Annotated in this window: 19 protein-coding genes; 9 read left to right on the plus strand and 10 right to left on the minus strand. The window is 41.7% G+C overall.

Annotated elements, in window-relative coordinates; all coding sequences use genetic code 11:
* Positions 1–14: 14 nt before the first annotated feature.
* The 4 genes from LV83_RS03510 (at position 15) to LV83_RS03525 (ending at position 5,148) form a co-directional block, all read left to right on the plus strand.
* The gene (locus LV83_RS03510) at positions 15–1,184 is read left to right on the plus strand and encodes a C40 family peptidase (RefSeq protein WP_111610157.1); all 1,170 of its coding nucleotides are present in this window, start codon (positions 15–17) and stop codon (positions 1,182–1,184) included.
* Positions 1,185–1,186: 2 nt separating this feature from the next.
* Positions 1,187–3,292, plus strand: a complete 2,106-nt coding sequence (locus LV83_RS03515; protein ID WP_111610158.1) for a M28 family peptidase — start codon at positions 1,187–1,189, stop codon at positions 3,290–3,292.
* A 517-nt stretch (positions 3,293–3,809) separates the two neighbouring features.
* Positions 3,810–4,658, plus strand: a complete 849-nt coding sequence (locus LV83_RS03520; protein ID WP_111610159.1) for an ORF6N domain-containing protein — start codon at positions 3,810–3,812, stop codon at positions 4,656–4,658.
* Between the two features lie 184 nt (positions 4,659–4,842).
* A complete protein-coding gene (locus tag LV83_RS03525; protein WP_111610160.1) occupies positions 4,843–5,148 on the plus strand; it encodes a DUF3784 domain-containing protein in 306 nt (101 codons plus the stop codon).
* A 79-nt stretch (positions 5,149–5,227) separates the two neighbouring features.
* Here LV83_RS03525 and LV83_RS03530 read toward each other — a convergent pair whose 3' ends face one another.
* Both LV83_RS03530 and LV83_RS03535 read right to left on the minus strand, forming a co-directional pair.
* A complete protein-coding gene (locus LV83_RS03530; protein ID WP_111610161.1) occupies positions 5,228–6,790 on the minus strand; it encodes a S8 family peptidase in 1,563 nt (520 codons plus the stop codon).
* A 160-nt stretch (positions 6,791–6,950) separates the two neighbouring features.
* Positions 6,951–7,862, minus strand: coding sequence for a helix-turn-helix transcriptional regulator (locus LV83_RS03535; RefSeq protein WP_111610162.1), 912 nt, complete (start codon positions 7,860–7,862; stop codon positions 6,951–6,953).
* Positions 7,863–7,994: 132 nt separating this feature from the next.
* Here LV83_RS03535 and LV83_RS03540 point away from each other — a divergent pair, with 132 nt between their 5' ends.
* Positions 7,995–9,587 carry a hypothetical protein gene (locus LV83_RS03540; RefSeq protein ID WP_111610163.1) on the plus strand — a complete coding sequence of 531 codons (1,593 nt, stop codon included), beginning with the start codon at positions 7,995–7,997 and terminating at the stop codon, positions 9,585–9,587.
* A gap of 107 nt (positions 9,588–9,694) precedes the next feature.
* Here the strand turns inward: LV83_RS03540 and LV83_RS03545 are convergent, their stop codons facing one another.
* The 4 genes from LV83_RS03545 to LV83_RS03560 form a co-directional block, all read right to left on the minus strand.
* The gene (locus LV83_RS03545; protein ID WP_111610164.1) at positions 9,695–10,567 is read right to left on the minus strand and encodes a DUF5777 family beta-barrel protein; all 873 of its coding nucleotides are present in this window, start codon (positions 10,565–10,567) and stop codon (positions 9,695–9,697) included.
* Entirely contained in the window at positions 10,567–11,106 is a 540-nt protein-coding gene (locus LV83_RS03550) for a YceI family protein (RefSeq protein WP_111610165.1), read from the minus strand. The genes LV83_RS03545 and LV83_RS03550 overlap by 1 nt, the downstream gene beginning before the upstream one ends.
* Positions 11,106–11,600: a QcrA and Rieske domain-containing protein gene (locus LV83_RS03555; RefSeq protein ID WP_111610166.1), complete on the minus strand. Its 495-nt coding sequence runs from the start codon at positions 11,598–11,600 to the stop codon at positions 11,106–11,108. The genes LV83_RS03550 and LV83_RS03555 overlap by 1 nt, the downstream gene beginning before the upstream one ends.
* Before the next feature lie 257 nt (positions 11,601–11,857).
* Positions 11,858–12,496 carry a hypothetical protein gene (locus LV83_RS03560; protein WP_111610167.1) on the minus strand — a complete coding sequence of 213 codons (639 nt, stop codon included), beginning with the start codon at positions 12,494–12,496 and terminating at the stop codon, positions 11,858–11,860.
* A 471-nt stretch (positions 12,497–12,967) separates the two neighbouring features.
* Between LV83_RS03560 and smc the strand changes: the two genes are divergently transcribed.
* The 3 genes from smc (at position 12,968) to LV83_RS03575 (ending at position 19,329) form a co-directional block, all read left to right on the plus strand.
* Positions 12,968–16,507 (plus strand): chromosome segregation protein SMC, encoded by a 3,540-nt coding sequence (gene smc / locus LV83_RS03565; RefSeq protein WP_111610168.1) that lies wholly within the window; start codon positions 12,968–12,970, stop codon positions 16,505–16,507.
* A gap of 110 nt (positions 16,508–16,617) precedes the next feature.
* On the plus strand, positions 16,618–17,448 hold the full coding sequence (locus LV83_RS03570; protein WP_111610169.1) for a KilA-N domain-containing protein: 831 nt from the start codon (positions 16,618–16,620) through the stop codon (positions 17,446–17,448).
* A 354-nt stretch (positions 17,449–17,802) separates the two neighbouring features.
* On the plus strand, positions 17,803–19,329 hold the full coding sequence (locus LV83_RS03575) for a M28 family peptidase (protein WP_111610170.1): 1,527 nt from the start codon (positions 17,803–17,805) through the stop codon (positions 19,327–19,329).
* Between the two features lie 443 nt (positions 19,330–19,772).
* Here LV83_RS03575 and LV83_RS03580 read toward each other — a convergent pair whose 3' ends face one another.
* Positions 19,773–20,723: an NmrA/HSCARG family protein gene (locus LV83_RS03580; RefSeq protein WP_111610171.1), complete on the minus strand. Its 951-nt coding sequence runs from the start codon at positions 20,721–20,723 to the stop codon at positions 19,773–19,775.
* Positions 20,724–21,422: 699 nt separating this feature from the next.
* On the opposite strand from LV83_RS03580, the gene LV83_RS03590 reads away from it, so the two are divergent.
* On the plus strand, positions 21,423–22,331 hold the full coding sequence (locus LV83_RS03590) for a pirin family protein (protein ID WP_111610173.1): 909 nt from the start codon (positions 21,423–21,425) through the stop codon (positions 22,329–22,331).
* Positions 22,332–22,567: 236 nt separating this feature from the next.
* On the opposite strand, the gene LV83_RS03595 is transcribed toward LV83_RS03590, so the two are convergent.
* Genes LV83_RS03595 through LV83_RS21600 form a run of 3 tightly spaced genes read right to left on the minus strand, consistent with a single transcriptional unit; the run spans position 22,568 to position 23,707 of the window.
* Positions 22,568–22,819, minus strand: coding sequence for a hypothetical protein (locus LV83_RS03595; RefSeq protein ID WP_211320451.1), 252 nt, complete (start codon positions 22,817–22,819; stop codon positions 22,568–22,570).
* A complete protein-coding gene (locus tag LV83_RS03600) occupies positions 22,795–23,223 on the minus strand; it encodes a DUF5675 family protein (protein WP_111610174.1) in 429 nt (142 codons plus the stop codon). The genes LV83_RS03595 and LV83_RS03600 overlap by 25 nt, the downstream gene beginning before the upstream one ends.
* 1 nt (position 23,224) lies before the next feature.
* The gene (locus tag LV83_RS21600) at positions 23,225–23,707 is read right to left on the minus strand and encodes a hypothetical protein (protein WP_245946988.1); all 483 of its coding nucleotides are present in this window, start codon (positions 23,705–23,707) and stop codon (positions 23,225–23,227) included.
* Positions 23,708–24,366 lie beyond the last annotated feature (659 nt).

The following is a 24,366-nucleotide window of genomic DNA, read 5'->3' on the forward strand; positions in this document are numbered from 1 at the left end:
ATTTTGCCCCTGTTATGCAAAGAATATATATCCCAATTGTAGTATCGCTGATAACTGTTCTTATTTCCTGTGAAAACAAGAATAGTAATGAAGAAGTAAACTCACTCATTGAATCGAAAAGAGCTGAAGTCGCACCGGATAAACGGGTAGCCCTTTGGGACTTGAGCTTTGAAAATGATTCTCTCAAAGGTGAAACTGATCAGCCAGAAGCTTTACTGTCTTTAATCGAAGAACTGAAATCAGAACAGATCGATTTTATTGATGCTGTCACCCGTTTGCCAGAGGCAGCTTTAGGTGAAAAAACCAAAGCTTTGGTCACTATCTCAGTGGCAAATATCAGAAGTAATCCAAAGCACTCAGCCGAACTTGCAACTCAAGCATTGATGGGAACCCCACTCAACGTCCTCAAAGAAGATGACGGTTGGTTTCTTGTCCAAACTCCAGACGGGTATCTTTCCTGGGTCGATAAAGCAGGAATTCATTTGATGTCAGAGGCAGAATTGGAACAGTGGTTTAAGGAACCGAAAATAGTGTACACTTCACTTTATGGTCATGTATGGGATTCACCTAGACAAGAGAATATGATTTCAGATGTCGTAGCTGGTGATATTTTGACCTTTGAAGGAGAAAATCACAGTTATGCAGAAGTAAGTTTGCCGGATGGTAGATTAGGTTATATCCCTTTTGCGGAAACTATGATTTGGGAAGACTGGATAGCCTCTAGAAATACTTCAGCAGAAGCATTGATAACTACGGCCAAGCAAATGATGGGAACCCCCTATCTCTGGGGAGGCACGTCAATTAAGGGAGTTGATTGCAGCGGATTTACTAAAACGATCTATTACCTCAATGGACAGATTATTCCCCGTGATGCCTCTCAGCAAATCAACGAAGGAGAGCTAGTCGATGCGGATAAAGATTGGGATAAGCTTCAAGTTGGGGACTTATTGTTTTTCGGAGTAAAAGGCACTCCAGAGAAAAAAGAACGTGTAGTTCATGTGGGCATGTGGATAGGAAATGGAGAGTTTATACATTCCCGTGGCCTAGTAAGAGTCTCAAGCTTTGACCCGACAAGCCCAAATTATGATGAATACGAACTAGGCAGGTATTTAAGGACAAAAAGAATTATAAATGTACCTTCCGAACACGTTTTATCAGTTTCAGAGCTTTTAACAAATAACTAACCATGTCAATAAACAAACCATTTTTAGGAATTGCCCTCGCAGCTGGCTTAACCTTTTCTGCCAATGCACAGCAAGTCACAGGCTTTTTTCCGCAGGATAAAACTAAGGAGGCTAGCCTAGAACAGGAATATCTGAAAGCAGTCGATTACGACCGGTTCAAAGTTCATTTGAAAGAATTGACTAAAGCTCCGCATATCGCAGGAACTCCGGAAAATGAAGCCGTAGCATCCTATATGACCAAGGTGATGTCTGATGCAGGAATGGACGTCACCTCCTACCCTTACGATGTCTACTTGCCAAATCATCCAGGCGAATCACTTTTGGAAATCATTACCCCAGAAAAAATCACCTTGTCTCAACAGGAAGGTCCTATCGAAGGCGACCCTTTTTCCACCGACCCGAGACTTTACAAAGGATTCAATGCCTACTCTGGTTCTGGAGATGTGACCGCAGAGGTGGTTTATGCCAATTATGGCGTCAAAGCTGATTTCGAAAAACTGGCCGAAATGGGTGTTGATCTAAAGGGAAAAGTGGTCATTGCGCGTTACGGAGGAAATTTCAGAGGATTCAAAGCAAAATTCGCTGAGCAATACGGCGCAGCAGCTTTAATAATTTTCACTGATCCAAAAGACTCAGGGTTTGGAAAAGGAGATGTCTATCCCGATGGACCATTTTATAATGAAACTACTATACAGCGTGGATCTTTGTTGACCTTGGATTACACAGGGGATCCATTAACTCCGTTCGAACCTGCACTTCCACTAGATGGAGACAAAAAAGTAAATCGTCTGGATCCAAAAGATGTGGCATTTCACACGATACCTGTTTCCCCTATTGGCTACGGAGCAGCTAAGGAGATTTTGAGTAGAATGAAAGGATCTTCTGTACCTGAAGCATGGCAGGGAGGGTTGCCGTTTGAATATAAAATCACAGGAGGTTCCGACTTGAAAGTTCGGGTGAAAGTAGAGCAGCCAGTAGATTTTATCCGCGCCAATAATATTGTCGGGAAATTCATTGGAAGCGAATATCCTGATGAATGGATCATCCTAGGAAGTCACTACGATGCTTGGAGTTTTGGTGCAACTGACCCGAATTCAGGCACTGCGATGCTGTTGACCCTAGCAGAAGCTATGGGCGAGTTAATTAAGAATGGTGAAGCTCCAAAACGATCTATTTTGATTGGGCACTGGGATGCAGAAGAGCAAGGGGTGATCGGTTCTACGGAATGGGTCGAACAATTTGAGGAGGAACTGGGAGCTAAGGCAGTGATTTATATGAATTTTGATGCGGGAGTTTCTGGTAGAAACTTTGGCGTATCTGCAGCTCCAACCCTAAAAAACCTGATCATCGAAGCTACCAAAGAAGTGGCTTATCCGGATTCTTCCAAAACTGTATTTGAAGTGTGGGCCGGTAAAAATGAGGAACCGAGAATCGGAAATCTTGGAGGTGGATCAGACCATATTGCATTTTACATGTATGCAGGTGTGCCTAGCTTGAGTGGTGGAACAGGCGGAACATCTGCCTATCACTCCAACTATGACAATTTCCACTACTACAGCAAGTTTGTAGATCCTACTTTCAAAATGGGCGGAACTGTCGCTTCTGTGATAGGAGTATTAACTTTACGCTTGGCAAATGCTACAATCATTCCTTACGATGTACCCAGATATGCGCAGGATTTGAGACTGCATTTCGATAATGCCGTGAAATCCGTGAAAGAAATGGATTCCAATTTCACTTCCTTCGACAAAGTAGATGCTGCTATTGAAAAGCTTGAATCTAGTTCAGCTGCATATCAGACAGCTATGAATGCAGCTTTAGCATCAGGTGAACTATCAGAGAAGCAAATCTCCACATTGAACCAAGATTTAATTGGTTTGGAAAAGAGTTGGATAGATCCCAAAGGAATGTATTTCGGTAGCTGGTACAGGTCTCTTTATGTAAGCACTGATCCATTCTCAGGATATGCTTCGTGGATATTGCCAGGAATCAAATACGAGGTAGAAACCAATTCAACCGAGCGCCTTGAAGAATGGGATACACGATATGCTAAAGCCATTTTGGACTTAAGTAAGAAAGTGGAGAAGATGACGAAGAGTTTGAAATGAGACATTAGATTTTAGACTTAAGACATAAGAAAAGGGCTTAGATTAACTTCTAAGCCCTTTTTTTTGGGTGTGGCATATCATTTAAATGAATCTAATTTTGGATTAAGACTTGAGAATAATTTCCTAGTTTCCCGAGAAGTAAGGTGGTTTCATAATAATTTTAACTACCTCTCAATCAGTAAATAGTATTGATTGTTTTTATGTATATCCGCTTTGTTACCAGTAAATAGATAAAAGCGACTTAATAGATGGTATACTCTAGCTTTGAGGCCGCTTCGCTCTTCCAGCCAACCAAACAAAGAATCTATGGTGACTGGCATCATTACGGATAATCATAATTTTTTTTATGATTATTTTAGCTCAGGTATTCTTTCATGTGTTTATAATTTGTTTTTCAATGGCCACATGGAATCTCGCAAGGGTATAATTATCCCAGTGTGTGACGTTCTTCGTCATGCCTGTCTGCCTCAGGCAGGCTTGATTTCAAATGACTTTTTAAAAACTATACTTAATTTTTATGACAAGCAACGATTTGATCAACACAAATTTTGAAAACTGGGTATTGACTATAGGCGGTACTCAGGTAATGATAGACAGGGATATTGCTGAAGCATTCCAAGTAGAAACCAAAGCACTCAACCAAGCTGTAAAAAGAAATATAGAACGTTTTCCTAAAGAATTCAGATTTCAGCTTGATGAAATTGAGAAATCGCAACTGGTCACAAATTGTGACCGGTTGAGCAATCTTAAGGATTCTACTTCACCTCCATACGCCTTCACGGAGCAAGGAGTGGCTATACTATCGGCTGTTTTGAGAAGTTCAATAGCAGTTCAGGTAAGCATACAGCTGATGAAAGCATTCGTAGAGATGCGAAAAGTGATTACAAATAGAGAAGGAATTCTACAACGAGTAGATCTCCTTGAGCTTAAACAGATCGAATCTGATCAGAAATTTGAGAAAATATTTAAAGCATTGGAAAATGATCCAAAACTCCCTGAACAGGGAATCTTCTATGAGGGACAGGTTTTCGATGCATATTCCTTTGTCGCTAAACTTATCAAAAGTGCCAATTCTCACATTCTATTGATAGACAATTATTTGGATGAAACGGTATTATTACTTCTCAGTAAAAGAAAGCCAAATGTACAGGTAGATTGCTATACTAATACTGTTAGTAAACAGTTGCTACTGGATTTAAAGAAGCACAACTCACAATTTGAACCGATTAACATCTATGAGCTCAAAAAATCCCATGACCGTTTTCTTCTTCTCGACGGAAAAGATATGTACCACTTTGGGGCTTCAATCAAAGATCTAGGGAAGAAGTGGTTCGCTTTTTCTATAATGAATGCAGAGACCGCTTAATTTCTTCTCAATTTAAAGGCTCAAAACTGACGAAGTCAAACAAATGCAAGCTGATTAGTCCTACTCCGTAACTGTAGAAAATACTCAATGAGTGGCAAAATAATTACAACTAACTAAACCCTTGTTAACTAGCTTTAAAATTCCTATATAAATTGCTTCAGGTTAACCAATAAATCTAATCCTCATGGAAACCATTTACATAGGCTTACTTTTTATAGCTATCGCTGTTGCAGTCAAGATTTATCCTGGCCTCTTAGCTGGCTACACTAGTTTATCCAATAGAGAAAGAGAAAATGCTGAATCAAATGCGCTCCCAACGTTTGCTGCTATCGTATTTGGAGTGATGGGACTAATTTCTATCGCGGGATACTTAGTTTCAATTTGGTTAAATAAACCATCTTTAAGTGGCATTTGGGTATTAGTGACTATTGTAGGTATGGTAGTGCTGATAGTTTTTGGGAACATACTTGTTAACAATCGTTCAAGGTAAATTGTACTATTCAGTCCGAAAAACAATAAAAAAACGGGCTTAGATTAATCTCTAAGCCCGTTTGTTGTTCAAAAAGAAATTAATTGATCAACACTGCCGCTGCTGCATTCAAATTCCCGTAGCCATATTCTCCATTTTTGGCAGGATAAAGATCTGTGGTTGAACGCATCTTAGAAAGTACCTGATCCCTACTCCAACTTGGATTTTTTGCCCAAACCAATGCTGCTATCCCGGAGGCGGTGGCTGTTGCTACTGAGGAGCCGCCCACTGTGGATGGATCATTGCTATAAAGGGCAGTAGTCAATGGCTTGGTATTCGAAGCACTCCTTTCCATAACTACCGTAAACTCGACTTGGGAACCAGAATGACAGGTATCACATCGCTGATAGCCATTTCCTTCTTTCACACCAGTAACAGCCACAGTCTCAGACATCGTGGCTGGAAATATCACTCCAACCCAATTCGTAAACGTAGTAGAAGTACCTGCTGCAGCAAAAATCAATTTGCCTCGATTATGAGCATAACGAATGGCATCTGCCACTTTGGAGTTGGAAAATAAATCTCCTATAGACATGCTAATAATTTTCACATCTGATCTTTTTCCAAGTAATACCAAAGCTTCAGCTACGCCATCCTTTTCATTCCCGGAATTAAAAATCACATCACTTGTCCCACGAACGCTGATCAAATTAGAATTGTAAGCCACACCTACCGCATTTCCAACCGTATTTCTTGGGGATGCCACCACTCCAGCCATTGCTGTTCCATGACCACATTGATCATTCGGACCATCGTATTTTTTCCACCACCAATAACCTGTTTTATAAGTACCAAAGCTCTGAACAGTTCTGCCACTGGATTGCCCGCTATTGAACCAAGCGTTCAAAGAAGGTTGATCTGGAGAAAGACCCGTATCTATCACTCCAACTGTGATTCCTGCACCAGTACTTTGTGACCAAGCTTGCGAAATACCCATTTGATCATAATTCCAGGAGGCTTTTGCTCCAGGAGTTATAATCGAAAAGTCAGATCCTGAGATAGCTTGAGGCTCATTCTCGCAACCAGAATCACTGCTTATTCTTGCGTATTGGTTATCGTTTAAAAGGCTGTAATCAAACTCATAGCTTCGAGGTTCGAAGTACCTTACCTCAGACATTTCCCTTAGATTTTGAAGTGCTTCCAGACTGGAAACTTTAATTTCCAGATAAGGCAAATCCTCATGAATTTCGGACTCATCAGTTTCTCTCAAATTTGAGGTTGATTGTTTTGAGGAAATTTCTGAAATCATGCCGATGATTTTCCCAGCTGCTTCCTTCATCTCTGGACTATCCACAGCTTCCAACCCAATTCTAGCATTGACCAACTCTTTTCCGCTGGCCTGATAGCCTATGCTTAGAATGGAATCACTTTGAATCAATGCACTCCAGATCAATTCATCGGATTGATTTCCCCAGATAAAATCACCGGATTCCTGTAAAGATTTGAGGATAATCTGGTCGATTTCTGAAGAGGGTATTACTTCGGTATTTGATTCTGTAAACTCCACTTGGGAGACCGCTGGCTGCTCTTCAGTACTACAAGAGACTACAAAAAGGGCGATAAAAATCAGCCCAAAAATCTGATTATTCTTTGAATACTTCATAAAAATTTTGGTTTTAAAAATTGATAATCAATAAGTTAAAAAAAATATTCTGATTATCTGCAATGGTTCTAGTCTGGCCTAAAACGAAGTGCCCTAGTTTTACCTAAATCATATAAAATTTTATCCTAAGTATAACCTCTAAGAAGTAAAATCCTCTCGTTTACAAAAGCATTTTGGAAAGTTGCTCGCTCAAATAAGCTTTCATCTCCTCTCCTTCTTCCACCTTTATCTCGCCCGGCAAGCCCAAAATAAATCTAGCCAATCCTGGTAATTGAGGGATTTCACCTTCAAAGTAATACTGGTTTCTATTCCTTATAGACATAAAAGGACGGGCATTTGGGTGCTCCTCCATCATCAGTTGATAGGCTTTTTTGCTCAGCTTCAATTTGACTTGAAATTTATTCTTACCAGTAAATCCAAAAAGTTGAGTTCCCGGCAGCTGATGCTTGGCTTCAAATTTCCATGGCCCTTGACTCAATACGACTTCTCCTATCCGCTCAATTTTAAAAACTTTCATGCTTTTACTGGCAGGTTCAAATGCATGAATAGTCTCATAGTTTGAAGAAAAAGCTACGGGTTCCACCAAGCGATCACTGGTAGTATCAGAGCTGAGCGAATAATAATCCTTTAGCCAAACTTGCTTTTTCTGTTGAATTCCAAGACCTATCTCATCTACTAACCTGCTGAGGTTAGCTTTGAACAGTTGCTCGGTTCCCTGCTTCACCTCAGATCGTACATCTAGTTTTTTAATAATGGAATCATGAAGCAAATTCCCCTTGCCTTGACTTTCAATCATAGATCTCAGCCATTGGCTTTCTTCTTGGGAGAAAGTCCCATAATTAAGCGTCTGATCCATTCCCGGCTTTTGCTGGATTTTGTACTTACTAAACTCCTTCACTACTTCAAAACCAAGCGCTTCCAAAAGCTTAAAATAGCGATAGATCGTGCGTTCATCGGTCTCCAACAGTTCAGCAAGCCTATGCACAGGCTTCCCAATATTGCTTTGAAGCAGATTGATCAATTTGAAAACGCGAAGAATTTTTTGCTGCTCTATCTTTCCTGCTTGGCTCATGGTGGGTAGTGAATTTGGAAAGTTAAAAGTAAACAAATGAGTTTAGGTATTTACGTATTTGACGCGTATTGTCAGTAAATCTATCTCACAAATAATCTCAAGAAGAATAAAATTCCTTCTAATTTTAGCTTAATGAAAAGCTTAAAACATGATCCATTTTTAACCAAATCGCAATTTTCAGCTTTTGCATCAGGCATTCTCTTTCTTTTCGCGTACTGGCTCTTCGGCTTTGATGGGATTACATTCAGCGATGATGTCTATTACTTACTCGCAGGCCAGAAATTCTGGGAAGGGAGCATGGAAGTGAATGATTATCATTTCTCCAGCCGCTGGGGAGCCTATGTGCCTGCTGGGTTGATCGGGCTTATTTTTGGGTTTGATCCGCATAAAATCTCGCTAATCTCCCTTCTGAGTTACGTCATCACTCTATTTCTATTGGTCAAAGTACTTCCAAAAGCAAGTCTGACTTGGGTTCTTGTCCTCTGGCTTTGCACCCAGGTTTATCTCCTGCATTTCCTGACAAAAGTATATCCTGACAGTCTTTTGGTTCTGTGGACTACCTTGATTCCTGTAGCAGCTCCCTACAGAAAAAGCAAACCCGTATTTTCTGGAATACTGATGATTTCGGCTCTATTTATAGGTTTTGTCACCAAGGAAACCATCGTATTTCTAGCTCCTTTTCCTCTTCTACTATTTTACTTTGATTTAAAAGAAAAGAAATTGAATTGGAGTTTTTATATCAGTTTACTCGGTACAGCAATCCTTCTGACAATCGCCTACCTAGGCTATTTCTGGATTGCATTCGGACATCCCCTCCATCGAATCACTTCCATCAATGCTGGACATTATATTTCGGATTATACCTATGCTGACAAAGGATTCTGGTCCATCTTCGAGCGATTAACAATACTTCCCGTCCAAACTTTCGTTGAACGAGCATATTGGCCTTGGATGGTTTTTGCGTTACCAGGAATAATTGAAGGTTGGAAAGGCAGAAATTCTGCAGCAAGAGTATTCAGCTTAGCACTCGCTTGCCTGATCCTAGGTTTTTGGTTCATGAGTTCCACATTGGCATTCTACAATCCCATCTACCTCAATCCCCGTCACCTCATTATTCTAATCCCAATTTTGGCATTTTTGATTGCTTCTGGATGGAGGAGCTGGAAAGTTAATGTGAAGTGGAAAAACTACTTAGGCATGCTTCTAGGCTTAGGAATAGTAGTTGCGATGCTGATTCAAGACTGGAAAATGGCTGCTTTTAATGCTGCATTTCTGCTACCACTTTATATTAAAAATCAGAAAATCTCCACAGCGCTTTTTGGACTAATCCTGCTATTTCCTGCTATCTATTCCATCCAGTACCAAAAGAATCTCAAACAATACGATAATCTAATTCATACATTAACTAGCGAACTTCAAACAACTGATTCAAAGGAGAATATATATACTCACAGCTTTCTGGATTTTAGTAAAAAAGTACTTTTAGCTGATGATTCTTTGGCACAGGAAAAGCTTCTTTCTCTTTACCAATTTTCTCAAGATTCCCTCCCGCAACCAGAACGACTGAAAGTATTCATTTACGATTATTACCTGCATGCTTATCCTGAAGAACAGGAAGACATCGATGCTATTTCAGTCTGGCTCAGCAAGAATTATGAGCTAGTAGAAAGTCAACGTACTGGGAATATCACTGTTAGTGAGTGGAAGTTGGATGTTGGGAAGTAGGAAGTAGGAAATTGGGAAGTTGGGAAGTAGGAAGTCGGGAAGTAGGAAGTTGGAAGTTGATCCGAGGTAAAAACAGGTTAGATTTTCCCTCGGATCTAAATTAATTTCTAGTACTTTTTGCGCTTCTGACCTGTGGCAAAGATTCGATTGACATTGAAGCCCAATCGAAACTCGTCTCCGATGGTACCATTTCCACCTGCCAAAAGGTATTGTTCATTCAGCGCCTGAGAAGTCACGAAGTACATTTGAAACACATGTCCTCCTGCTTCCACATCCCAGCCAATTCCAAAATTACTTCGCAAATCAGTGTTTAAATTAGGGATGAATTGTAACGCTAACGAGGAACGCTCAGTGATTTTCAACTTTCCACTAAATCCGAGGGCAACATACAAATTATCGGTGCCCTCGATCTGATATACAGGCCTTGGGTCAGTGAAATATGCCAACATTGGGGTCAACTGAAAACTGATTTTCGGAGAGAACTTCCTAGCTAGCATCACCTGTCCAAAGTAACTCATCCGCTCCGAGAAGTTCGGGGCAGGTTCTGGAAGAAAGTCATACTTCGATGTATTGACTCCTCCACCACCAGCCACACTCAAAGAGAAAGGCTTACTTCCATTCTGAGTTTGCTGGAAAATATGGTAGCGTCCAAAGACATTATAAACCTTGTCTCTGCTTGATCTAGAAGCCGCCAAGGAGAATTTTTCAGACAATCCAAACTCAAAACTGAATTGAATATTTGCCCCATTATCCAATCCAAAGAGGTTTTGAATTCCTCCGTCCAGGGTACCAAACGTATGCATGATCGCAAAGTGCATGGACTTTTTACTCAGAGGCTCCACGGTCAGCAAGTTGATATGTCTAGGGGCATGGAAAATCAATTCCACCTGTTGATTTGGATTAGCTAAGTTTCTTTCCAGCTGTGCGAAAAGTGAAAATGGCAACATCCCCAAGAGGATCAATAGTAGCGATCGATTCATTAATTTTTGGGTTTAAATAGTGCTTTGAATGTAACTTCCTGCTTTTCTGCAAGCTCATAGAACACCAGTTTTGGTATTTCTATATTATAATCTGATAAGAGGACATTAAATCCTCCTTCTAATTCCAGTTCACCTTTCGCATTTTTACTTAAGGTTCCCTTGACTTCTATTTGCCGCTCAACTCCATGTATTTTAAAAGTACCTATAGCAGTTACTGAACTTTTTGACCCTGTACTTAATGTAGGTATTGTCTTCATTTTTCCAGTAAACTCTGCAAAGGGATACTTATCCGTTTCCAGGTAATTATCTCTCATGTGTTTATCTCGCAGTCCTATTCCAGTTTCCAGAGTATTAAGATCTACATAGAAATCCAGTAGATTTTTATCCAAGTCAATTAGGCCATTTAATTTGTCAGACTCGCCATTAAATTCATTCAATGAAGCTTTGGAAAGGAAATTCACATATCCGGATTCCGTAATAAAAGTCTGCGCCTGCGCAACTGTGGTAATAAAGTAGAGGATAAAAAGAAGGCGTTTCATTACTTGGTGATTGTCAAAGTAGTTCCATTCAGAGCAGTTCCATATGATTGCAAAGGTTGAGTTGCTGGTCCTTGAAGGACATTTCCAGAGGTGTCAAACTGAGAGCCATGACAAGTACAGGTAAACCGGCTATTTGTAAAGGTCCAATTGCGATCACAGGCAGAGTGTGTACATACTGAGGTCATTGCCATGTAAGCTCCTCCTACATTGACCACAAGAGTCTGCGCACTCAGCACCAATAACCATCCGCCTGCTGCTGCAAGTCCAGTTTGAGCAGTTAAATTGATAGTAATTGTACTACCTGAAACTGTAATTCCATTAGTGCTTCCTGGAGGTGTAGTAGTTGGGTTGTTCGGGTTTTGATCTTCAGAATCTGAACAACTAGTAAAAAAGCCTATACCAAATGCTGACATTACTGCAGTGATTCCTGCACGTTCTATAAAATCTCTACGAGATTGACTTAGGGTTCCTGTTTTTGATTTGATCAGCTCCATAATAATATTTTTTTTCGTAGTTACGAGCTTATAACTCAAATTGGATTAAGTTGTTTATATAAAATATTATTTGGCCTTAGTCGGAAGTAAAACTACTTTAATATACTAAAAAAAAATGAAGATCGCAGCCCACGCCGGGTCCGAATTAATTTCTTGAAACTGATGGAAAAAAATTTATAATATCCAATCTGATTGCCTCTCAGACCTTAGAATTCGCACTTTAGACTTCAGCTTTTAGCCTGACTCTCTATGACTTTCTAAAAATGTTTTCTGTCTAAAATTTCTTTTAGAACAATCGCATCTTTAATTGACTGAGGATTTTTTAACATGCGGGCATAGCGGCTTTTGCTAGTGGACGAAGACTCTTCTGCCACCTCTTTGAGTGAGGGAATTTCCGGAATGCCCTTAGAAGTTCGGGTAAGTTCGGATTTAGTTTGCTCAAAGGCTCCTTGATAATGCTGGATCTCCTCGTCATCCTCCTCAATTTTACGGGTAGGGAATCTCTTCACTGCCGGAGCAGGATCGGCTCTCCACTCAGGTCTGGAAGTAGTGTCCCCAGCTCGTTCATAAACCACTTCTTTGGGTTGAGCTACAGGGGCAGGCTGCATTCTCGGTTGGGTAGGCTCAGGCTGTTTCGGCTTCTGGGCATCACGGATTTCACGCATCAGTTCCTCAAAAGTAACTGGCTTCTGCTGTGGCTCATCCGACATTTCTGGCTGATCCTCAGACTGATTCTTCTTTTTGCCTTTGGTAGCCTGATAAATAAAATAGGCCAGCACTGCGACGATATAAACGATATTTCCTAAATCCACGAGGGTAAGATAATCGATTTCATTAAGAGTTGCATTGTTTTTTACTGATGAGTTTTTAACCACTGAGTTCGCGGAGGGTGACACAGAGAGCGCAATTTGATTCAGTGCCTCCTTGAAAATTGAACATTGAAGTTGCGCATTGAAAATTGTCTTCTATGGAAGTTTGAATTACCGTTCCTGTGACACGAACGGCGGCGGTGGTCAACCACTGAATTCTCGGAGGGTGACACAGTGAGCGCAATATGATGATGGTTGATAACATATAAACTTATGCCCTTGACATCCTTCTTGCATTACCATACGCCTGACACGAACGTAGACCCTGGACTTTGCTTGCTTTGTTACTTTGTAGTTTAAAAAACTAACTGCAGAATTCGCCGAGTGCGACACAGAGAGCGCAATTTGATTCTATGCCTCCTTAAAAATTGAACATTGAAGTTGCGCATTGAAAATTTCACAACCTGATCACTGAGACCGAAAACTGAATACTAAATTCCTTGGACAATGACTCAAATGATCTTATTTTGTTTCTCTATTTAATACAACTAAAAAAGGATGCTGCTCAGTAAGCTGGAGATCAAAGGGTTTAAGAGTTTTGGGGATAAAATGGTGATCAACTTCGACAAGGGAATCACCGGTGTAGTTGGGCCAAATGGCTGCGGCAAATCCAATGTGGTTGATGCAATCCGCTGGGTGCTTGGCGAGCAAAAAACCCGTATGCTCCGCTCCGATAAGATGGAGAATGTGATTTTCAACGGTACCAAAATCCGGAAACCATCCAATCTTGCTGAAGTTTCACTCACGTTTGAAAACACCAAAAACCTACTCCCTACCGAATACACTTACGTCACCATCACCCGTCGCTACTACCGATCGGGAGATAGCGAGTATCAGATCAACGGCGTCACCTGCCGCCTGAAGGACATCACCAACCTCTTTATGGATACGGGAATCAACTCGAACAGCTATGCAATCATCGAGTTGAAAATGATCGATGAACTGCTGAACGATAAGAATAACTCCCGTAGAGATTTGTTTGAAGAGGCTGCCGGCATCTCCAAATTCAAAAACAGAAAGAAGGAAACGCTCCGCAAACTGCAGGACACAGACGATGATTTGGCACGTGTAGAAGACGTGCTTTTCGAAATCGAAAAGAACCTGAAAAGTCTGGAAAAGCAAGCCAAACAAGCCTCCAAGTATTTTGAAATCAAGAAAGAGTATAGGGTCGCAAGTATTAATCTGGCGAAAAAAAGCATAGAGAAATACAGCAAGTCGCTGATCGATGCCAGCAAGAAAATTCAAGATGAAGGGGATAAAAAGCTTCTACTCCAAACTCAGGTGACAGACAAAGAAGCTCTTCTAAGTCAGTTGAAGACTGATTTAATCCAAAAAGAAAAGCTACTCGCAAGTCGGCAAAAGGCACTTAACGAACATGTAAATAAGATCCGCTCCTTTGAATCGGAGAAGAAAATCAAGAATGAGCGACTAAGATTTCTGGAAGATAGATCTCAGAAATTGCGCGAGCAGATTGAGACTGACCGTAAGTCAAACGATCGCGCAGGATTTAGTATTCGATCCCTTCAGCAGGAAAAAGAATCAGCCGAGAAGATGCTTGCAGAGAAGGAACTGATTGTTTCTGAGCTTCGGGAAGCTTTTGAAAGCCAAAAGTTGATTCAAGCAGAAAAGCAGCAAGCTCAAAAAACCATCAACCAAAACTTTGAAACGCTTAAAGAAAAAGTATATCAGCTAAGCAAGGACATAGAAATCAAGCAAATTCAGCTTTCCACGCTGAAGCAGGAACTGGAGCGAACTTCCTCAGATGATTCCTCTCAGGAAGCGAATTTGATGGATTTTGAGGAGAAAATCATTACCCTCAAAACCGAACTGGATGAGTCTACCAAAGGCTTTCAGGAACTTAAAACAAAACAGGAAGAACTGGATCAAAAGATCGAAGAGACCAACCGGGTGATCGAAATGATCCGCGAGGAATTGACACAGTCTTCCAGAAAACTCGATTCCAAAACCAATGAATACAACCTTACCAAGTCTCTGGTTGAGAATCTGGAAGGTTTCCCCGAAGCCATCAAATTCCTGAAGAAAAATCAAAGTTGGGGCAAGGACATGCCCCTCCTCTCCGATCTGCTGACCACCTCGGAAAAGTATAGGGTGACCATAGAGAATTACCTGGATAACTACATGAATTATTATGTGGTGGATACGGAGTCTCAGGCTATTTCCGCCATTCAACTCCTAAGCGATTCTGCCCGGGGTAAAGCCAACTTCTTTGTTTTGGAGCATTTTGAACGCTTCAAACCAAGTCAAAACAAGCTTTTTGCCAATGCCATCGCAGCTACGGAGATTATAGAGTTTGATGTCAAATATTCCCGTTTGATTAATTTCATTTTGGACAATGTCTACATAGTCCAAGGGGAGCACCGGGATTTTCCGCAGGATACTGAGGCTATTTTCATTTCTGAAAACGGCAAATACACCAAGCGTAAATTCAGCATTTCCGGTGGCTCCGTAGGGCTTTTCGAAGGAAAAAGAATCGGTAGAGCCAAAAACCTGGAGAAGCTGGACAGAGAAATCAAGGACCTGAATAAAAAGGTCAGCAGCACCAGAAATAACCTGGACAACAAGCTATCCGAACTGATGAAGCTGAAGGAAATCAGCTATAAAAAAACGCTGGAAGAATGGCAAAATAAGATCAATGCCATCAACCAGGATTTTGTGTCTGTGCGTACCAAGAAGGAGCAACTCGCTGAATTGCTGAGCTCAAACGCCAATAAGCGGGAGGATATTTTGGATAGAATTGCATCTATCGAGGAGAGTTTGACTGAGATTCAACCTCAGCTTTTTGACGAGCGTGCGGAATTCGAAGCCCTGCATGATGAACTAGAAGAGTTGAATGAATCCTATGAAAAGGAATCTGCGCTACTTACAGAAAAGTCGCAGGCTTTCAACGCAGAAAATATTTTATATCATCAGCATCTTAACCGGGTGACAAGCTTGGATCAGGAAATAGAATTCAAGCAAACTGCCTATGAGGGATCCAAGGAAAGGATCGGCAATTCCCAGAGCGAGCTATCCCAGTTGGACACAGAAGTCAAATCTCTCTTGGACAACAATGAGGTAAAGGATGATGAATTGATCGAGTTGTACGCAGAGAAGGAAGGCATAGAAAAGGGCGTGCAGGAGGCTGAGAAAGACTATTATGCTTCCAGAGGGCAGATTGATGACACGGATCAGCAGATTCGAAGTATTCAGAAAGCCAAGGAAAGTTATGATCATCTTATTCATGAGCTGGAAAATGCAGTCAATGAAATAAAGCTGAAAATGACCGGAATGAAGGAAAGACTCAGCGTGGAGTTTGACTTGGATCTGGATAATTTGATGGCTGAAAACCCTGAGATTGACGAAGAATTCAGAGAATTTGCAGAAGAAACCCTGCGAGAATTAGTGGCTAAGCAAAAAGATAAACTGGAGAAAATCGGCCCTATCAACCCGATGGCTATGGAAGCCTATGACGAGATCAAAGTTCGCTATGATTTTATCACCACCCAAAAAGAAGATCTAATCAAAGCCAAAGAGTCTTTGATCACAACAATTAAAGAGATCGACGAGGTAGCCAAGGAAACTTTTCTGGATGCCTTTGCCAAGATCAAAGAGAACTTCGTCAAGGTATTCCGATCCTTATTTACCGAGCAGGACGATTGTGATCTCACTTTGGTAGATCCTAGCAATCCTTTGGAATCGGCCATTGAGATTATGGCAAAGCCAAAGGGCAAGCGACCGCTGACGATTAACCAGCTTTCCGGAGGGGAGAAAACGCTAACCGCCACTTCCCTACTCTTTTCTATTTACCTGCTGAAGCCAGCGCCATTCTGTATTTTTGATGAGGTGGATGCCCCGCTTGATGATGCCAATATTGACAAGTTCAACCAGATTATCCAGCAGTTCAGCGGAGAGAGTCAGTTTATCATCGTCACCCATAATAAGCGGACCATGGCCAGTACGGATATTATTTATGGCATTACCATGATCGAAGCGGGCGTATCACGAGTGGTTCCGGTGGATTTGAGGGAACTTGTTTAATTTGAAATTAGAAATTTAAGATTTGAAATTTCCCGACATCCATACTTAAGGTGGAATGCAATTAGGAGTATATTTATTAATGTAGATTTCCGATTTTAAATTTACTTTTTATGGCAAAGGGAAAAAAGATTAATGTGCAGGGAACTGAAGTTGCAATTTTTAGTGGGAAGTCAGAAGACTACCTTTCACTCACTGATATTGCTAGATATAAAGATCCTAGCAATACCGATACTATTATTCAAAATTGGTTGAGAAATAGAAACACGGTCGAACTTCTGGGATTTTGGGAATTAATAAACAATCAAAATTTTAAACCCCTCGAATTCGAGGGGTTTAGAAAGCAGGCAGGCTTAAATAGTTTTGTACTTACACCGAAAAAATGGATTGAATCTACCGGAGCGATTGGGATTATTTCCAAATCAGGACGCTATGGAGGTACATTTGCGCATAAGGATATAGCTTTTGAATTTGCCTCTTGGATCTCTATTGAGTTTAAACTCTATATAATCAAAGAATTCCAACGCCTAAAAGAAGATGAACAAAATCGTCTCAAACTCAACTGGGATTTCCAAAGAACCCTCGCAAAAGTTAACTATCACATTCATACCGATGCCATCAAGGAAAATCTAGTTCCAGAGAAAGTAAGCGCCAAACAAAGCTCAATAATCTATGCCAGTGAAGCTGATGTCCTCAATATGGCCCTCTTCGGAATGACAGCTAAACAATGGCGTGAGGCAAATCCCGATCTCAAAGGAAATGTAAGAGACTTTGCTACCATTGAGCAATTGGTTGTATTGTCTAATATGGAAAGCACCAATGCCTTGCTGATCCACCAAGAACTAGCTCAATCAGATCGCCTAATCCAGCTGAACCAGTTGGCGATTACCCAGATGAAGTCCTTGGTTCAGCATAAAAAAGCAATTAGCAACCTAAACAAGTGACTTTTCAGAGCTATTGATTTTTTCACAAAAAACTAAACTCACTGGTTTTATAAACCGCAATAGTAAGATTAAGGCTAGCGTGAGTTGAGTGGAACGGTGGATTTAAGGGAGTTGGTGTAGCAAATTCCATACAGCTGAAGCAGGAACGAATTGAAATGGGGTCAAATTTTTAGAAGCTGGAATTAGACAAGCAATGATGGATTTTCAGAAGGAATTTGATCGATTAGGAATGCGGCTTTAGCCCTTTCCTGAAAATTGATTATTCATATTCGGGCTTTAGCCCAATCCTAAACTAAAATTTATCAGACAAAATCCAACGAATTTCCCCTACCTTAAAAAGAAATTACACCACCTATGCGACACCTTCTCCCTTCTGTCCTCCTACTTGTTTTACTCTGCTCAGGATGTGAAAAACCAACTGAATCCTCTTCTACTCTTGACGAAGACACCCAAGCATGGTGGGAAACCACCACTATCCTTTCCAGCGATGCCATGGAAGGACGCGATACAGGTTCGCCCGGCTATGCTCGGGCTGCAGCTGTGGTAGCAGAGCGATTTGCTGCTGCAGGACTAGAACCTCTTGGAGAAAATGGCATTTGGTTTCAAGAAGTGCCGATGGAGGAAGTAGCAATCACTCAAGCCAAAATCACCGTGGGCGACCGGGAACTCCAATTTTTACATGATATCCAAGCCTCGCCTGCAAGCGCCAGAGAGATAGTTGATGCTCCGATTATCTATTGTGGATACTGTGATTCTACAAGCACAAGCCAAGTGAAAGACAAGTTGGTAATCTGCCATGGCACAAGACGCGAAGATTTCCCTAGCAATGGGGACCGAATTAGAACTATGTCTGAAGCCGGTGCCTTGGGAATCCTCTTCATCGCAGATCCTGGTTTTATCATAGAGCCTCCAAGATGGCCCTTTGCTTACAGTCGATCTGTACGATTAGCTGGTGAAACCTTTACGCCAGCTACGTTCCCAACTTTTAGTATTAATGCCGGTTCTGATGCCTTAGACAAACTAATTGAAGGCTCTGGGCAAAACGCAAAAGAATTAATCGAGCTAGGAAGTCAGGGCAAGCCACTTCCAACGTTTGAGGTGGAAGACCGCTTGAGCGCAAGTTTCACCCTAGCTGATCGCAGCATCCAATCGGCAAACATCCTAGCTCGCCTTCCGGGTACCGATCCTAGTCTTGCCGATCAAGCCCTTGTGCTCACCGCACACTTGGATGGCTACGGCTATGGCACAGCAGTGGATGGAGACAGTTTGTATAATGGTACGCTGGATGATGCGGCATATGTAGCCCTTCTGATTCAATTGGCAGAAAGGCAATCAGGTAAGGGATTTAAAAGACCGGTAATTTTTGCAATCGTGACGGGTGAAGAGAAGGGATTGCTTGGCTCAAAGTATCTGATGAAGCATCTTCCTGTACCACAAGAAAGCATCGCTGCAAACATCAATCTGGATCAACTCCGTCCCCTATTCCCTTTAGAACTCCTGACAGTTCATGCGCTTGATGAAACTACCCTTGGAGACGATGCGAGAGCTGTGGCTACGAGTATGGGGATTAAAGTACAGAATGACCCCGAGCCCGAACGTAACCTTCTCCGACGCTCTGATCAGTGGAGTTTTATCCAAGCGGGAATTCCAGCTATCAATTTTGTCTTTGGCTTTGAGCCAGGATCTGAGAGCGAACGCATCTACCGACAATGGTACCGGGAAGGCTATCATACCCCAAAGGATGATCTCAACCAAAAAATAGATTGGGAAGCTGCAGCCAAGTTCAACAGCTTTTTTTATGGCTTGGTAGAAAAAGTGGCAGATGGAGAAACAAAACCAGCTTGGAAGGCGGGGAGTAAATTGGGGCCTACAAACCCTTAAATCAACTCCTAGAATATCTTGGACATAACCATGATCGAAGCAAGGGTTTCCAGAGTGGTTCCTGTGGATTTAGAGGAGTTGGCATAGGAAGTCGAAATCTAAAGTCAGAAAGCTGAAATAACAGTGAGCAATAAGACCGCAGTGGGGTCAAAGATTTTAATAGCCCATAATGAATGAATTAATTCAATAGCGCTGGCTCAAAAACGTCGTATGGAGACGAAAACCCCATGCCAGCAAGATAGAAATGATGTGAAATGCAGGAGGATGGAAATGATCTGTGGACTTGCGCAATTACAGAATCGAAATCCCCCAGACAAGATCCAATGCATGTAAAAATCTATATCCTACCCCCCAGATTGAATCATAAAAAATAACTGGCAAGAACTTTCCTAACATATCAATGTAGAAGTATAGTCTTGCCAGTCTTTCTTATTACTAAAGGTTTAACTTATCGGGATTTTTGGAGCATTTTCAGCAAGCCATTGATCAAAGTTTTGCAATTCTGGATTCAATTTCAAAGACATATCCCTGCTACGGATATCGTTAAAATCCTTATTAAAATCCCTCTTAAACTGGAACATATTACCTAAGTCATCGGCTCCTGGGAAGCCAAAACTGCGATATGTGTCTGGACTTACATTATTATAAATTACATTTATATTCAAGGCTTTTGATAGTTTGGCGGCCATTTCATCACCACTCAACTTTTCACCCACAATACCTATCATTTCTCCAATTTCGCCATTGCCTTTTTTGAAAATACCATAGGCACATTTGCCAATATCTTCTGCTCCCATACCTGCCAATTTCTTGTCGTCCATAGGGAATGCGATGTAATAATTTCCATCCTCCCCTTTTTGTGGTCCCATTCCAAAATGAATAAAATTATCCCAGAAAAAAGAAGTTCTTAATAGGGTAACTGGCAAACCAGCATCCACCAAAAGTTTATCCGCGGCACCTTTTCCATCGAAGTGGGGCACTTTGTATTTCTCCTGTAACGTAGGCATTCTGTCGTCCTCCAATGGCACCCAGTTTCTGGTATCCTCCAGAGTGGACCAAATGACATGCTTCAAACCAGCTTCCTTGGCTGCTTTCGCAAAATCGGATACCTCTTGATATTCCTTTTCGGCTGAAAAATGCTCCCAGAAAAAAGTGACAAAGAATGCTCCATAGGCTCCTTCCACCGCTTTTTTAATGCTCGCAGCATCATCAATATCTGCTTCTACTACCTCAGCGCCTAATTTTGCCAAAGCCTTGGCTTTATCAGAATTTGCATTTCTGGTAACAGCTCTTACTTTAAATTCTGAGTTGGGATCAGATAAAATAGCCCTTACAAGTCCTCCACCCTGTGCCCCAGTGGCACCAAATACTGTAATGATTTTAGATTTTTCCATAGTTAACTTTTAGTTGTTTTTACCCTAAAAAATTTAGGTTTTACCCCGTTTTTTTGAGTGGTATCTGGTCTCCACTTTTTATTGATTGGTATAGGTAGTTTTCAGCTTAATTCGGCACGAACCAGAACTCTGCACCTACTTTCGCATTTAAAAAGCCACTTTAAATCCTACTTAAGGCTTTTACATGGTTAGGTATTTTTGCAATCCATTACAAAATCCAGTATGTAGTCATCTATCAAAAAGAGTAAAACTTAATATTGCTACTTACTCTAGCTTTCGAAGCAGAAATACGCTGAAGGGCAGTCTCTCTTGCCTTCACAATCAGCATAGTGAGAGCAGAGCTCTTCTTTTAAATAATTTACAAAAAACTATGCACCTTTTCTGGATGTATGTCCGGAAATACGATAAAAGTTGGTTGGTTTCCCTAAGCTAAAAGCTTATTACAAGAAAGAAAAAAAATGGAAATTCTCCATCTTATCCTGCAAATTTAAACGCCTGATTTTCTATATTCTACCTACTTTCCTGTTTAGAAAGCTTGAGGTACGAAATACTGCTGCGTTAGAATTTAGTGTTTCCAGAGTGGTGAAGGTTGATTTGACTGGTGATAAGTTGGGGGTAGTTGGACCTTATGTTCCATAGTGGGAAGTTGGAGGTCGGGAAGTAGGAAGTCAGAAATCTAAAATTAAACGTCTAAAACCAATGCTAGATATTATAATTGATACACGCCAAGCGGTTATTACCCCTGGATTTTCGGTGAAACGCATACTTCCTTTTCAGTTGAGACGGATGGTAGGTCCTTTTATTTTTATGGATCATGCAGGTCCGGTAAGTGTTCCTGCCACCACTAATCTGGACGTGTTGCCTCATCCTCATATAGGCCTTTCCACAGTAAGCTACCTTTTAGATGGCAATGTCATGCATAGAGATAGTCTGGGCGTGGAACAAGTAATCAAACCCGGGGAAGTCAATTGGATGACAGCTGGAAAAGGAATATCCCATAGCGAACGCTTTGAAGATCCAAGTGTCTTGGCTGCTGGTGGTTTGGAAATGATTCAAACTTGGGTGGCTCTGCCTGAAAAAGATGAGGAATCAGATCCTGCCTTTAAGAATTACGCAGCAGATGAATTACCGATTTTTACTGATAAAGGCGTTTGGATGCGATTGATTGCTGGTGAAGCCTATGGGTTGAAATCTGAGGTAAAAACAAGCTCTCCTCTCTTCTATTTACATGTGGAACTAGAAGCAGAAGCTAGATTTGGTATTCCTACCGGACATAGCGAAAGAGGTGTCTATATCGTTAAAGGAAGTTTGGAAGTAAATGGGGTAAACTATCCTGCCGGGAAACTGCTTGTATTTTCCAAAGGCGTGGATCCTATGATTATTGCAAAGGAAAAAACCACCCTCATGATGTTGGGTGGAGAGCATCTCGGAGATCGATATATCTGGTGGAATTTCGTTTCCAGCCGCAAGGAGCGCATCGAGCAGGCCAAGGAAGACTGGAAGCAGGGCCGCATTCTTTTACCACCTAGCGATAATCAGGAATTTGTTCCCCTGCCGGAAGATAAATCAAAACCTGCCGGTGGGCCACCTCCTGAGGTTCTTTCATGAAAGCCGGATTAAAGAAATGAAACTCAACGATTAGGGGTAAAATTTTTAACTAATAAAGAAAATAACAGGCTGTTTCTTAAAGGTTATTTGTGCGAATGATGATTCATCCCTATAAGGAATTGGGTACAAAAAAAGCGGAGAGGAATCCCCTCCGACTTTTCAAATTTCAATTCCGTTGTCCTTTGTCAGTTGTCGGTTATCGGTTGTCAGTTGAACGTTGAATGAGAGATTTTGCGCTAGGCATTCTTCGTTCGAATCCGATGGTTGTCGGATGACTTGGACTTAGTCGGACCTCTGGTGTGCTGCATCACATTCTTAATCAATGCCTGTTCTGCTTCCAGACGGTAAAAGAGCTCCTTTAGCTTGGCCAATTCCGTACTCAGCTGCCGGGTATCCTCTATCAGCAACTTTAGAAAGTAAGCAATCACCGAAAGTAGCATCATAGTCACCACCCCAGCTAGGCTTAATAATAGCTCTGCTCCAGACATGATTCCAAGAGATAAGGCACTCTTTCCGACACAATTTGCAACTCTACGACCTCACCCCGCGCCCATTCACTCTCCAGTTTTTCCATAAGTTTCAGAAATGCCAGTTTAGTGAATAGTGGAGTACCATCGGCTCTATAGGAAGTAACAGGATATATGGAATTAGGCTCAAGCATTTCATCTCTCTTATAACGGGATATTTTACCCTTTTCCCCAATCCCTACTTCCCAACCTTTTCCCTCAGAATGAGTAGCTTCGAGTTCGTAGACACCTTCCTCCAGGCAGGCTATCTCTTTTCCAAAGCAAGCCTTGGGAGGCTCCCGGGTAAAGCAGATCTGCTGCTGCCCGAGAAATAATCTCCCAAGGGTAAGTTTTGCTTTGTACTTTCTATGAAGTACCAGTCTCATCTTAGACCTGCTCCAGTCCAACGATCTTGGCCGCGTTGTGTGCCCCATTATTAATGGAGTACTCGCTGCCATTGACCACCTGTACGAACTCCACACTGAGCACAAAGGCCCTGTGGGTGCCTGGAAGCAAGGCCTTATCCACTGACAAGGGGATCGCTACTGCAGGATCTATTACCGGAAGTAAACCGGACACAGCAGTCTGCACCGCTCTTCCTCCAGTAGCAAAGTCCAGCCCCACTCCCGTCGCTGTGATTCTCAGATGCGTGGCTCCTTTCGGAAGGGCCACGAAGTCCTGAGGCACAAATGCCGGGATGGCTACCGCCCAGGCTGTCGGTGAATCTGTGTAGGCAATCTCCAGAAAGAGCGTACTTCCCAGGGAACTTGCAGCATTTAGCTCCATGTCCTTCAACAGATTCCAGTCTCCTGATCTCACCATACGTTCGCCTCGGTTATTGACCAAGTCAGCCTGAAGGACTTTCATCATCACCCTGGTAATTCTCAGGTTCAGTCTACTATCCCCGATCTTGGCGATCACCGGGCGTAGTGCATCCCGGAAGAGCTTGGCCGAGGCGGCATTGTCGGCGAACTCTTTGAGGTTCTCACGGGTACGTGCAAAGCGGGCATCGTTCATAATGCGGCTCTTGCTCACCCCTCCCTTTTCACGGGCGAGGTACCCGTCTTTGGTCTTGTAGAAAGAGAGTCTTCCTACTTTTCCATTCAGTGTAATTACTCCTGCTTGTTTTGCCATATGTATATGGGTTTTAAGTGTAACATGCAGGAAAATTCAGGTTTATCTAACTGGGGTTCAATTGAATGTGCGGTCTGTACTAAATGTGCTGTATATGCCAGGTGAGCTAAATAATTCTATAAATTCTGATTGTAAAATTTTTCCCCATTCTAGCCATTATTGTATCCATTATTTGATGATATGGTTGGGTTCACAGGGCATTTCCAGCCTCGGGCTGGAGGTGGCGACCAAAGGAGGAGCTTGATTAGAAATTTAAAATGAGGAATTAAGAATTCTCTGTAGTTGTAGTGATGATGCCTACGATAGGTATGTTATTGTAGCCATTTTTCCAATATCGGTCATGCCTACGGCATTTTCAGGAAATAACCCATTCCTAATATCCCAGCCATTGAAAT

This window comes from Algoriphagus yeomjeoni, assembly GCF_003259505.1.
GTDB lineage: Bacteria > Bacteroidota > Bacteroidia > Cytophagales > Cyclobacteriaceae > Algoriphagus > Algoriphagus yeomjeoni.

Coding starts and splice junctions, on each gene's coding strand:
- LV83_RS03575 (WP_111610170.1), top strand. CDS start 17,803: ATGCGACACCTTCTCCCTTCTGTCCTCCTACTTGTTTTACTCTGCTCA.
- LV83_RS03590 (WP_111610173.1), top strand. CDS start 21,423: ATGCTAGATATTATAATTGATACACGCCAAGCGGTTATTACCCCTGGA.
- LV83_RS03515 (WP_111610158.1), top strand. CDS start 1,187: ATGTCAATAAACAAACCATTTTTAGGAATTGCCCTCGCAGCTGGCTTA.
- LV83_RS03570 (WP_111610169.1), top strand. CDS start 16,618: ATGGCAAAGGGAAAAAAGATTAATGTGCAGGGAACTGAAGTTGCAATT.
- LV83_RS03600 (WP_111610174.1), bottom strand. CDS start 23,223: ATGAGACTGGTACTTCATAGAAAGTACAAAGCAAAACTTACCCTTGGG.
- LV83_RS03580 (WP_111610171.1), bottom strand. CDS start 20,723: ATGGAAAAATCTAAAATCATTACAGTATTTGGTGCCACTGGGGCACAG.
- LV83_RS03540 (WP_111610163.1), top strand. CDS start 7,995: ATGAAAAGCTTAAAACATGATCCATTTTTAACCAAATCGCAATTTTCA.
- LV83_RS03535 (WP_111610162.1), bottom strand. CDS start 7,862: ATGAGCCAAGCAGGAAAGATAGAGCAGCAAAAAATTCTTCGCGTTTTC.
- LV83_RS03530 (WP_111610161.1), bottom strand. CDS start 6,790: ATGAAGTATTCAAAGAATAATCAGATTTTTGGGCTGATTTTTATCGCC.
- LV83_RS03555 (WP_111610166.1), bottom strand. CDS start 11,600: ATGGAGCTGATCAAATCAAAAACAGGAACCCTAAGTCAATCTCGTAGA.
- smc (WP_111610168.1), top strand. CDS start 12,968: ATGCTGCTCAGTAAGCTGGAGATCAAAGGGTTTAAGAGTTTTGGGGAT.
- LV83_RS21600 (WP_245946988.1), bottom strand. CDS start 23,707: ATGATGAAAGTCCTTCAGGCTGACTTGGTCAATAACCGAGGCGAACGT.
- LV83_RS03595 (WP_211320451.1), bottom strand. CDS start 22,819: ATGTCTGGAGCAGAGCTATTATTAAGCCTAGCTGGGGTGGTGACTATG.
- LV83_RS03545 (WP_111610164.1), bottom strand. CDS start 10,567: ATGAATCGATCGCTACTATTGATCCTCTTGGGGATGTTGCCATTTTCA.
- LV83_RS03525 (WP_111610160.1), top strand. CDS start 4,843: ATGGAAACCATTTACATAGGCTTACTTTTTATAGCTATCGCTGTTGCA.
- LV83_RS03520 (WP_111610159.1), top strand. CDS start 3,810: ATGACAAGCAACGATTTGATCAACACAAATTTTGAAAACTGGGTATTG.
- LV83_RS03550 (WP_111610165.1), bottom strand. CDS start 11,106: ATGAAACGCCTTCTTTTTATCCTCTACTTTATTACCACAGTTGCGCAG.
- LV83_RS03510 (WP_111610157.1), top strand. CDS start 15: ATGCAAAGAATATATATCCCAATTGTAGTATCGCTGATAACTGTTCTT.